This window comes from Streptomyces sp. UNOC14_S4, from assembly GCF_020740835.1.
In the GTDB taxonomy this organism is placed as follows: Bacteria; Actinomycetota; Actinomycetes; order Streptomycetales; family Streptomycetaceae; genus Streptomyces.
Map to the genome: position 1 here is coordinate 1 of NZ_JAINFC010000241.1, position 11,093 is coordinate 11,093.

The following is an 11,093-nucleotide window of genomic DNA, read 5'->3' on the forward strand; positions in this document are numbered from 1 at the left end:
ACCGTGAACCGCCCCACCTGGTCTGCCGCCCCGACGGACAGCTGGTGCGGCTCCCCGCCCTCCTCTACCAGGTCGTCCGGGCGCTGGACGGGCGGCGCCGGGGCGGTGCGGGAGGCCCCGACGCCGGCGTGCGGGAGCCCGACACCGGAGTACAGGAGCCCGGTCCCGGCGAGGAGGAGCCCGGCTCCGGCCAGGAGAAGCCCGGCCGCTGCGCGGAGGAGCCCGGTGGCGTTTCCGCCCTGGCGCATGTGGCCGCCGAACTGAGCCGTGAGACGGGGCGGCGGTTCACCGCCGAGCATGTCGCGTTCCTCATCGACCAGAAGCTCGCCCCGCTCGGCGTCACCACCCACAGCGACGGTTCGCCCCCGCCCCCCACGCCCAAGCACGACCCTTTCCTCGCCTTCCGCTTCCGGCTGGCGGTGCTGCCCGAGCGCGTCACCTGGGTGCTCTCCGGCCTCTTCGCGTGGCTGTTCCGGCCGCCGCTGGTGCTGCTCACCCTCACCGCGTTCGTGGCGGGGGAGGCGTGGCTCTGGACGACGCAGGAGACGGGCGCGGCGCTGCGGGCCGTGCTCTCCTCGCCCGGCGACGTCCTTCTCGTGCTCTCCCTGGCCGTCGCCTCCTGTGTCTTCCACGAAATGGGCCACGGGGCGGCATGCCGGTACGGAGGGGTGCGGCCGGGTGCCATGGGGTGCGGCATCTACCTCGTCTGGCCCGCCTTCTACACCGACATCACCAACTCCTACCGGCTGGGCCGCGCGGGCCGTATCAGGGCCGACCTCGGCGGTGTCTATTTCAACGCCCTTTTCCTTCTCGGCCTGCTCGCGCTGTACGTGCCGATCGGCACGCCGTGGCTCCTGGTGGCGATCCTTTCCGTCAACCTCGAAATCGTCCAACAGCTCCTGCCCACACTGCGGTTCGACGGCTACTACATCGTCGCCGACCTGATCGGTGTCCCCGACCTCTTCAAGTACATCGGCCCCATCCTCGGACGGGTCCTGCTGCGGCGGCCGCCGGACGAGCGGCTGCGGGCCCTCAAGCGCCGTCCCCAGGTGATCGTCGCGGTGTGGGTGATGTTCCTGGTCCCCGTGCTCTGCCTGCAGTTGGGCGTGCTCCTGCTCAACCTCCCGCGACTGCTGAGCACCGACTGGGAGCGGGCGAACGCACTGATCGGGAACGCCGCCGCGTCCGGCAATCAGGTCCTCGCCTTCCCCTCGGCGGCCCTCCAGATCCTTCTGCTCGTCCTCCCCCTTGCGGGACTGACGCTCGCGCTCGTCCGTCCCCTGCGCTCCCTCGTCCGCTTCGCCCGCCGCCGCTGGGCGGACCGGGGCGCGTGAGCCGTCCGGCGGTGAGCCATCCGTCCAGTGGTGAGCCATCCGGTGGTCCGTCCGGGCCGTCGGCATGCGGGGCCGCGGGGTTTGTGGAACGCTTCTGCTGACCCCAAGGTTCCGAGGAGTCGAAGAGTATGGCGGTCACGCCGTTGACGGGCCTGGACGCGTTCGAGAACGCCATCGCGCAGGACAAGGGTGTGGTGGTCAAGTTCTGCGCGACCTGGGCCGGCCTTTGCCGGGTGATCGGCCCGGTATTCGAAAAGTTCTCCGAGCTCCCCGAATTCACCGGCACCGTCGGTTTCCACTCGGTGGACCTCGACGAGGCGTTCGAGGTCGCCCAGAAGGCGGGTGTCGGCCCCGTGCCCGTATTCATGGCCTTCCGCAACGGCGTCAGGATCGGTGAGATCGTCGCGCCGAGCCCCGACGCGTTGCGCGAGCTGATCACCGCCGTGGCGGCCGGGTCCGACCGGGCGACGTGACCTCACCCGGATCGTTCGGATCGCTCGGGACACCCGGTCAAGTCGCGCTGCCGGGCCCGTGCGGCGCCCCGCCCGGTTGCCGCGGAATTCCGTAGTACGGTACCGGGGAAATCCGTGTTGGCCCGCCTGTTTACCGGGCCTACGATGAATCCGTGCTGGATTCCGAGCTTTTCGAGCCCGCCGAGAATTCCGAGCCTCCCGAGCCTTTCGAGTCCTCTGAATCACCCGAACTTTCCGGTCTTCTGGACACGGTGGCGGTAGCGGCCGCCGATGTCGCGTTACGGATGCGCGGGCCGGACAAGTGCGAGATGGCCGTCGGCCCGCGGACCTTCACGCTGGCTGCCGCCCCCGACGCCCTGAAGCCGCTGGCGGACGTCATCACGCAGGTCGTGCCCAGGCTGCGCCGCAGTGTCCCCGTCCGGCGGCAGCTCTCCGGCGCGGAGGCCCGGCAACTGGCGCCTTTCGCACAGCGGTTACGGGACATGGGCGTCCTGCTCCTTCCCGGAAAGGACGTCGTCATCGACGACGAGCCCGGCCGGAAACTTTATGCGTACATCTGCCGCCGGGCCACCGGTCCGGACCGGGTTTTCTCCGCTGTCCGGGCACAACGTATTCATGTGTCCGGCCCGGAACCCGTCATTTCCCTGTGGCCCTGTCTGATCCGGGAACAAGGGCTGAACGTCTCCGATACGCCTGCGGACGCGGCGCTCCGGATCGTGGCCGACTCCGACGAGGCACGCCTCATGGCCGTGAACCGCGGCCTGTGCGCCGACCGCGGCTCATGGCTGCCGGTGGCGTTCGGCGCGCACCGCGTCCGTATCGGCCCCTGGGTGCGGACCGGTGAGTCGGGGTGCCTGCGGTGCCACCTTCCCGCGTACCCGGAGACGGAGCCGGCCCCCGGGCCGGGACCGGCCGCCGGGTGGGCCACCCTGCAACCGGGATGCCTGTACTGGACGGGCGGGCTCGTCGCCCACCTCGCCCTGCGTGCCCTGCTGCCGATGGCCGCGGAGCATCCGTGGGGCCGGGTCACCACCGTGGACGCCTCCACCGGGGAACAGACCTCGCTGACCACCTGGCGCGACCCGTTCTGCCCCGACTGCGCCCGGTACGCGCCCGCGTCGCGGGAGTGGGTGGCGCTGTGACCGCCGGAGCGGTGGGGCTGGTCGAGTCCCTGGGCTTCGCGGTGCGGGAACTCCCGCTGCCCGCCCGTCTCGACGGGACCGCGTTCGCGCTCGTCCGCGCCGAGCACCGGGCGGAGCGGCTGGAACAGCCTGCCGCCCCCGTCCCGACGCTCACCCTGGCGGCGGGCCGGGACCCCGACGCCGCGCGCTGGCGACTCGCCGCCCGCGCCGCGGAGTTACGGCTCGGCCGGGCGGACGGGTATGGATACGGGTACGGCGTCGGAGTCGGCGCCGGAGCGGACATCGCGGACGCCGTGCGCGACGCGGTCTGCGACGCGGTGGAGCGCCGCGACCCACCGGCCACGGCGTCGCGGCTGACGGGATGGACGGGCGCGGTGCCGTCACCGCTGCACCCCGAGCTGGACGCCGAACTCACCTGCTACGCCTTCGACAGCGCGAGCCGGGTGCCCCTCGTGGGGGCCGTGCTCCGGCAGGACGCACCGCCCCGGGAGATCCGGGCCCTCGGCTGCGCGCCGACGGCCCGCGCCGCCCTGGCCCGCGCACTGGACGGCATCCTCACCCGGGCCGCCGCCGACCTCTGGACCGAACCGGCCGCGAGCCCGGCCGTCCGCGGGGACATCGGCCTCGACGAAGTGGAGGCGGTTCCGGAGAAGGAGTTCGGCAGCCGGGTCCACGCCGCCGTACGGACCGTCCACGACAGTGACAGCGACAGTGGCGCCGTTGTCCAGTGCCGTCTTGTCAGCGGGCCCGGGGGCGCCGCGGAACCGCCTGGGCCGTGGGCCCCGCCCGGCATCATCGCGCGTCGCACCGCACCGGCCGACCTCTCGCTCGCCTGCGACCCCGAACGGGTCAGGATCTCCCGGACCTTCCACGAGAACTCGAAGATCCGCGCCGCCCACCGCACCCTCCCGCCCGTGGACGTCGACCGGCTGCACCCCGACACCCGGCGCGCCCTGGCACGGCCCTACCGCGACTACGGCCGCACCAGGACCGAGCACCCGCTGCCCAAGGCGGCGGGCCGCGACCTACTGCCCCTCGACGAGGCGGTACGCCGCCGCCGTTCGGCGGCGCCCATGAGCCGGGCCCCGCTCGCGCTCGCGGACCTCGCACGTGTCCTGGACCTCTCCGCCGGGATCACCGGCGTCGCGCAGGCACCCGACGGCGTCCGCCTGCCGCTGCGCGCCACCCCGACCGCGGGCGGCCTGTGTTCGGGCGACCTGTTCGTCCTGGCCCACCGCGTCGAGGACCTGAACCCCGGTGTCCACTACTTCCACCCGGGCCGGCGCGTCCTCCAGTGCGTGAACTCCGGCCGCGACGTCGAGGGGGCCGCCGCGTACACCGGCTACCCCGACCGGGTGGCCGGGGCGGCGGCGGTCGTCCTGCACGTCGCGGCCTTCCGGCGCAACCAGTGGAAGTACGGGGAGCGCGGCTACCGCATGGCGCTGCTCGAATGCGGTCACCTCGCCCAGAGCGTGGTGACCGCGGCCGCAGCCCTCGGCCTGGTGGCCCATCCGGTCGTCGGCTTCGTCGACGACCACTTCGACCGGCTGGTGGGTGTGAACGGCACCGACGACGCCGTCGTCCACCTGACCCTGCTGGGAGGGGCCGTCTCGTGATCGACCAGGACAGCGTCCTCCGGATCGCCCCGGGCGTGCGGCTGCACGTCCTGGACGACCGGAACGGTTTCGTCGAATCGCCCCGCGGCGTGCACCGTCTGGAAGGGACCGGACTGCGCCTGCTCGCCGAACAGGTCCTGCCCCGGCTCGCCGCCCCGGCCCGCGCCGCCGACATCGCCGTCGCCCTCCGGACCGCGCTGCCGCGCCCGCGCGCACTGGAACTGCTCGAAGGGCTCCGCGAGCAGGGGATCGTCGAGTACGCCCCGCCGGAGCCGCGGCACACCACCCGGCGGCGCGTCGGCGTACTCGGCCCCGCCGCCCTCACACGCGACCTCCTGGCGGTGCTGCGCCGGACACCGCGGGCCGAGCCGTACGACCTCGGCGAGCCCGGGGAACCGACGGCCGCCCTCCGCCACGCGGCGGACGCGGGCCTCGTGGTCGTGGCCACCGCCTCGCTCTTCGACGCACGCGCGGGCGCGGTCAACGAACTCTGCGTGCGGCAGGGCCTGCCCTGCCTGTTCTACGGCCTCATGCACGGCGGTGCCGCCTTCGCCGGCCCGCTGTGGACCCCGGACCGGCCGGTCGCCTGTTACGAGTGCCTGCGTACCAGGATCTTCGCCAACTCCGTGCACGGGCCGGTCTGGCGCGCCTACACCAGCTCCCTCGCCGAGTCCGGGGCGCCCGCCGTCCAGCAGCAGGCGCCGCCGTGGACGGCCGCCCGGCTGGCCGCCGCGCTGGGACGGCGCGTGGCGGACCTCCTGGCCCGCCCCGGCCACGACCCGGGCGACCCCGGCGATCCCGGTGATCCGGATGTCCCGGATGATCCGGGCGGGGAACTGCTCTGGCTGGACCAGGAGGGTGACGAGACCCGCCGCTTCGTCCTTCCGGTCCCCACCTGCCGGGTCTGCGGCAGCCGACAGCGCGCGGCCGCGGCGGACCCGGAGACGACGGCCCCCGGCACAGCGGGGCCCGAGGCCGTGCTGACCCTGGCCGTCGACGATCGCGTGGGCGCCGTGCACACCGTGAACGTACGGCGGGCCGAGAGCGGACCCCAGATCTACCTCGCCGGAAGCACCTCACCGGACCATTCACTGATCCGGCCGAACCTCGGGGTGGTCCGCAACGGCGGCGCGGGCTTCACCAAGCAGGAGGCGCTGCACGCCGCGATCGGCGAGTCCCTCGAACGCTATGCCGCGGGACTCTTCCGTTCCGCCGAGCTGCGGACCGCCTCGTGGACCGAGCTCACCCGGTCGGGCGGGACCGCCGTCGCGCCGGGGACGTTCGGACTGTTCTCCGCGGAGCAGTACGCCTCACCCGGCTTCCCCTTCGCCCCCTTCACCGAGGACACCCCCGTGCGCTGGGTCCGCGCCACGCGCTTGCCGGACGGCGCGGCGTGCTGGGTGCCCGCCTCGCAGGTGTTCCTCCACTACCGCCGGGCGAGGGAGGAGACACCGATCGCCCCGTCCATCTCGACCGGTCTGGCGGCCGGGCCCACCACCGCCGACGCGGTGCTCGGCGGGCTCTGCGAGATCGTCGAACGGGACGCGCTGGCCGTGTCCTGGCTGCACCGCCTCCCGCCGCGACCGGTGCCCGAGGAGGTGATCGCGGCGTCCCCCCGCGTGCGCTACCACCTGACCAAGGCCACCTCGTGGCGGGTCCGCTTCTACGACCTGTCCCTGGACCTCACCCCGCCTGTCGTCGTCGCGGTGATGGACTACCGGGGAGGCGCCGAACCCGTCCTGTCCTTCGGTTCCGCGTGCCGTATGGCGCCGGTGCACGCGCTCGAAAAGGCCTTCCTGGAGGCCGCGCAGGGCCTCACCTACGTCCGGCGGCTGGTCAAGGAGTACGAGGGCTTCGAGGCCGCCCCCGACTTCGCCAACGTCGACGAGTTCAACAAGCACGCGATCCTCTACACCCGCCACCCCGAACTGCGCCGCCGCGCCGGATACCTGGTCCACCCCGACGCCCCGCCCGCCTGCGACCGCCCGGCACGACTCCTCACCGGAGCCGCCGAAGCCACCGATACCGCCGAAGACGGCGCGGCCTCCGTGGATTTCATCACCGAGGAGCTCGCCGCCGCCGGATTCCGGACCTACGTCGTCGACCTGACCACCCCCGACACACGGCGCGCCGGGGTCCGCGTCGTCCGCGTCCTCGTGCCGGGGCTGCAACACCTCTCGGGCGCGCACCGCTTCCGGATGCTGGGCAACCCCCGGCTGCGCGACGTCGTGCGGACGCTGGGCCACCACTCCGCGCCGGACAACCCCTACCCCCATCCGCTCCCCTAGGAAGATGCCCGCCCATGGCCGCGTCCTTCGTCGCCTTCCCCTCGCTGTCGATGGTCCGCAAGGAGGACTTCTCGGACACCTCCCTGATCCCCGAGGCCTACGGGCGGCACATCGTGAGCCGCTGCCTCCCCCCGGAGCGGTCACCGGTGCACTGTTCCTTCTCCGCCGAGCCGGTCGGCTCCGGGATCCGTCTCCGCTTCTCCAGCAGGGTCGGCGGCCTCGGCGGACCGGCCATGCTCACGCACAAGTTCTTCTTCGTCGACCGCGACGAGACCCGCGAACGCTTCCACCTGGTGACCCCGGACGAGCCCGAGGCCACCACCGACCTGCTGATCCTCCTCGCCGACTCGGACCGCGACTACTGCCACGCCTCGGTGTACGACGCCGAGAACCGGCTGCTGGCCGTGCACGCCGTCGTCTTCGACCGCGCCGGGCGCACCGTCCCCTACCCGTTCACCCAGCGCTACGTCTCCCCGCTCGGGCTCGGCCGGGCCGACCTGGAGGAGACGGTGGACGACGCCGGGGACCGCGTACTCCGGTTCTCCGTCGGGCTGACCGGCCTCACCGGGCCCACCCCGGTCGTCCTCGCCTGGCAGGGCATCGGCCGGATCGTCCGCCAGGAACTGACGTGCACACCGGACCGGCCGGAGGCGCACTACGACGTCGCGCTCGACGGCAACCCGCTGCTCGCCTGCGGCGACTGGGTCGTCATCGCGGTGGACGAGCGGGACCGCTTCCTGGCCCAGACCCTCGTGACCCTGCAGACCGCGGCGGGGTGACCGGTGGGACGGACGCGCACCCGCGTACTGCCCAACGGCATCCGCCTGGTCGCGGTCGAGCGCCCCGGCGCACCGCTGGCCGCCGTCCTGCTGCGGGTGGGCGTGGGCAGCGCCGACGAGGAGCCGGACGAGCGGGGCCTGGCCCATGTGCTCGAACACATGGTGGTCCGGTGTGCCATGGACGGCGGCCGGGCCGGTGACGGCGCGCTCGTGACCGCCCGCACCGGCAAGGAGGCCACCGTCTACAGCACGGTGGTACGCCACGCGGACGTCCTCCCCGCGGTCGCCGCCCTCGGCCCGGTCCTCGGTGAACTGGACGTACCGCCCGGCGAGTTCGCCGCCGAGCTCACCGCCATCCGCGAGGAACGTGCCCAGCGGTCGGCCGACCCCGCCTGGCGGCTTCAGGAGTCGCTGATGGGCGCGCTGTGGGCGGGCACCCGCCGCGCCCACCCGGTGCTGGGCGACCCGTACGTGGTCGACGCCCTCACGCCCCGGCGGGCGTACCGCTTCCACCGCCGGTGGTACCGCCCCGCCACGGCGGTGCTCGTCGTCGTGACGGACCGGCTGGACAGGCTGCTGCCGCGGATCGCCGCCACGGCGGCCGCGTGGGGGCACGGCCGCCCTGGCGGCGTGGACTTGGCGCCGGGGTCCGCCCCGCACCCCGCCTCGCGCCCCGATTCGCGCTCTGTCCTGCACCCCGCCTCGCGCCCTGTCCCGCTCTGCGCCGAGCGGCCCGCCGTGGGCCGCGTCGCCGTGTCCCACGGGCCGCTGGCCGGGGTCGCCGCCGCCCGGCCGGGAGCCGAGTCGGCTGCGGCCGTTCTCGCCTGCGACGCGGTCAGGGCGGCGACCGGGCTCGTCCTGCGGACCCTGCCGCTGGGGGAGTGGCTGTGCGTCTGGGCCATGACGAAGGCGGCCGACCCCGTGCCGGTGGGTGACGCCGACTCCGTACTGATGGGTGACGTGGTGCGGACCGCGCTGGCCGCCGCCCGCGCGCGGATCTCCCGTCCGGACGGGGCGGCGTGGCTGCGGACCGAGGTGCTCATTCCACGGCTGCGCGCGGAGGACGACATCGAGACGGCCGCGCAGCGGGCGTCCGACCCGCGGGCCGCCGTCGGCACGGATGAACTGACGATATGTCAGGCCAGATCGGTGGGGGACGTGCTCGCCGAGTGGCGGCGGTGGTTCGGGCCGGAGCGTCCCGTCGGCGGTCCTGTGGCCGTCCCCGGTGCGGCGGAGGGGCCGTGACCGACCCGCTGTACGCGTTCCCCGCCGCCGTACGCGGACCGCTCGCGGCGGCGTGCCTCGCCGTGCCGCTCGCCGGAGTCTCCCGTCCGGCCGTGCTCGCCGCGCCGCTGGCGGCGGAGGGCTGGGCCCGGGCGGTGGCCGCCGCCGCCCGCTCGGACGGTGTGGACTGCCGTGTGGAGCCGGTGGTCACCGCCGACCTGGCCGGGGTCGCCGCCGAGGTCGTGGCCGCCGACCGCACCGCGCTGCGCGCGCTGCCGGAGTGGTTCCGGCGGGCCCGGCAGGCACAGGAACCCGGAGAAGCGGACCGGCTGCGCGCCGCGTGCCTCGCCCGGCTGTCATCGCGTGAGCAACGCTCCGACGACGTACGGCGCGTGCTGTTCGGCGACCGGCACCGTTACGGGATCGGCCACCGGGAACGCGTCCGGTCCGTGCGGGGAGCCGGTGACCGCGAACTCTCCGCCGCGGCGGCCGAACTGCTCGCCGAGCGCCCCGTGACACCCGCCCAGGACGGTACGCCCGTTGTCGCCGCCCGGTTCCCCGGCGGTGAGCGCCGGACGGTGCGCATCGCGGGGGAGGACGCCTACTGCCTTCTCGGTACGCCGGGCGTGCCGCTCGGCTCGGCGTGGAAGTTCCCGCTGCATGTCGCCTGGGCGCTGCTCGGTGGCCGGGAAGGGCTGCTCGACCGGCGGCTGCGGCGGGAGAGGGGGCTCACGTACGCGCTGGCGGCGTTCAGCCGGGAACTCGCCGAGGGCGGCTACGGGATGTGCTTCGCGGGGTGCCGTCCCGAGGCGCTGGACGAGGTCGCCGGGTGCGTGGCGGAGACCCTGGACGGGCTGGGCCGTGCCCCCGTCGGCGAGGGCCTGCTGCGGGCGGCGAAGGAGCGTCTGATCGTCCAGTGGCACCGGGCCGTGCAGGCGGAGCGCCGCCGTGCCGAACGGATCGTCGGCTACGCGGCCGCGGGCCTCGGCCCGGCCGACTTCGCCGCCTATCCCGCCGGGGTGGCCGCCGTGACGGCCGAGGACGTGCGGGCCGCGGCCGGGGCCTTCCTGCGCCCGGACGCCTCACTGGAGATCAGGACGGTGGCGGCAGCCGGGCGGTGACGGATCACGGCCCGACCGCCCGGCTGCCCGATCGCCGGTTGTGTCGGTTGCTGGTTGTCGGGGCGTCAGGCGAGCCCGAGGGCGGAGGCGCGCTCGACGGCCTCCAGGCGGCTGCGGGCACCGAACTTCGACAGCAGATGGCGCATGTGGTACTCGACGGTGTTCTCGGTGACGTGCAGGGCGTGGGCGATGTCCTGGTTGCGCAGACCGCGCCGGAGCAGGTCGAGCACCTCGTGCTCGCGCTGGGTGAGGTGGGGCGTCGGCCCGGCAGACCGTTCCTGCAGGACCTGGAAGATGCTGTGGTCGGTGACGTTGATCCCGAGGCCCTGGGCGGACCGGATCGCCTCGGCCATGCGGTCGAGCCCGACGGTGTCCTCCAGGTACACCCGGCAGCCGCGGCGCAGCCAGCGCTCGCAGCGCCGCCAGTCGCGGCGCGGGCCCAGGATCGCCAGGTTCAGGTCCTCGCGGACCGCTTTCGCCCGGGAGAAGGCGCGGTGAATCTCGCTGTCGTCGATTTTCTCCCCCACGAGCATCCAGTCGGCCTGCACCGAGTGGACGATCGGGGCCAGCAGATCGGAATCCGGGCACGGATGAATCTCGACGTTTTCGTGCTGCATGGCCGCCGGGGGTAATCGCGCGGCGGCCATCCACCAGCCCAGGAGGACCACCGCGCAGTTGTGTCCGTCAAGAGTCGTCGGGTGTGAATGAGCCACATCAGTCGTCATAGTCCCGTCCGATGGCAGACAGTGGGGACTTGATCTTCGGTCGAACCTGACCGGGCCACGATGTAAACACACGAAGTGCGCCAGCCGCCAAGGTTTTGAGCGATCGGCGCCGGATTATTTCGCTTGGTGTCCAGGGTTCCGCTTGGTGCCCGGAAATCCGTGAATCCCCGCTAAGGAAATCCGTGGGCATCTTCTCCGGGTCGCCGCTTCACCGACTCGTCGGCTCAGGGCGTCGGCTCGGGTCGCCGGCTCAGGCCGTCGCTTCGCCGGGGCCCGGCTCCCGTCGGTCCGCGAGGGATTCCCTGATCGCTCTCAGCTCGTCCCGGATCCCCTCCAGGGCGTCGGCGACGCGGTCGAGCGGGGCCGGGGCGGCTTCGGCGGAGGGCGGCAC

General features: G+C 73.7%; 9 protein-coding genes. 8 read left to right on the top strand and 1 reads right to left on the bottom strand.

Features of this window, described 5'->3' with window-relative positions; translation table 11 throughout:
- From K6I34_RS21305 to K6I34_RS21340, 8 genes are all read left to right on the top strand, one after another.
- On the top strand, positions 1 to 1,334 hold a 1,334-nt coding region (locus K6I34_RS21305; protein WP_229327922.1), incomplete at its 5' end, for a hypothetical protein.
- Positions 1,335 to 1,462: 128 nt separating this feature from the next.
- The gene (locus tag K6I34_RS21310) at positions 1,463 to 1,807 is read left to right on the top strand and encodes a thioredoxin family protein (RefSeq protein ID WP_229327923.1); all 345 of its coding nucleotides are present in this window, start codon (positions 1,463 to 1,465) and stop codon (positions 1,805 to 1,807) included.
- A 152-nt stretch (positions 1,808 to 1,959) separates the two neighbouring features.
- On the top strand, positions 1,960 to 2,949 hold the full coding sequence (locus tag K6I34_RS21315; protein ID WP_229327924.1) for a hypothetical protein: 990 nt from the start codon (positions 1,960 to 1,962) through the stop codon (positions 2,947 to 2,949).
- Positions 2,946 to 4,565 carry a SagB/ThcOx family dehydrogenase gene (locus K6I34_RS38690; protein ID WP_229327925.1) on the top strand — a complete coding sequence of 540 codons (1,620 nt, stop codon included), beginning with the start codon at positions 2,946 to 2,948 and terminating at the stop codon, positions 4,563 to 4,565. The genes K6I34_RS21315 and K6I34_RS38690 overlap by 4 nt, the downstream gene beginning before the upstream one ends.
- Positions 4,562 to 6,853 (top strand): YcaO-like family protein, encoded by a 2,292-nt coding sequence (locus K6I34_RS21325; protein WP_229327926.1) that lies wholly within the window; start codon positions 4,562 to 4,564, stop codon positions 6,851 to 6,853. The genes K6I34_RS38690 and K6I34_RS21325 overlap by 4 nt, the downstream gene beginning before the upstream one ends.
- 14 nt (positions 6,854 to 6,867) lie before the next feature.
- Entirely contained in the window at positions 6,868 to 7,632 is a 765-nt protein-coding gene (locus K6I34_RS21330) for a DUF5944 family protein (protein WP_229327927.1), read from the top strand.
- A gap of 3 nt (positions 7,633 to 7,635) precedes the next feature.
- Positions 7,636 to 8,877, top strand: coding sequence for an insulinase family protein (locus tag K6I34_RS21335; RefSeq protein WP_229327928.1), 1,242 nt, complete (start codon positions 7,636 to 7,638; stop codon positions 8,875 to 8,877).
- Complete coding sequence (locus K6I34_RS21340) at positions 8,874 to 9,977, top strand: insulinase family protein (protein ID WP_229327929.1); 1,104 nt, start codon at positions 8,874 to 8,876, stop codon at positions 9,975 to 9,977. Before K6I34_RS21335 ends, K6I34_RS21340 begins: the two co-directional genes overlap by 4 nt.
- Positions 9,978 to 10,042: 65 nt before the next feature.
- On the opposite strand, the gene K6I34_RS21345 is transcribed toward K6I34_RS21340, so the two are convergent.
- Positions 10,043 to 10,594, bottom strand: coding sequence for a response regulator transcription factor (locus K6I34_RS21345; RefSeq protein ID WP_229327930.1), 552 nt, complete (start codon positions 10,592 to 10,594; stop codon positions 10,043 to 10,045).
- Between the last annotated feature and the right edge of the window lie 499 nt (positions 10,595 to 11,093).

Coding starts and splice junctions, on each gene's coding strand:
- K6I34_RS21330 (WP_229327927.1), top strand. CDS start 6,868: ATGGCCGCGTCCTTCGTCGCCTTCCCCTCGCTGTCGATGGTCCGCAAG.
- K6I34_RS21310 (WP_229327923.1), top strand. CDS start 1,463: ATGGCGGTCACGCCGTTGACGGGCCTGGACGCGTTCGAGAACGCCATC.
- K6I34_RS21345 (WP_229327930.1), bottom strand. CDS start 10,594: ATGCAGCACGAAAACGTCGAGATTCATCCGTGCCCGGATTCCGATCTG.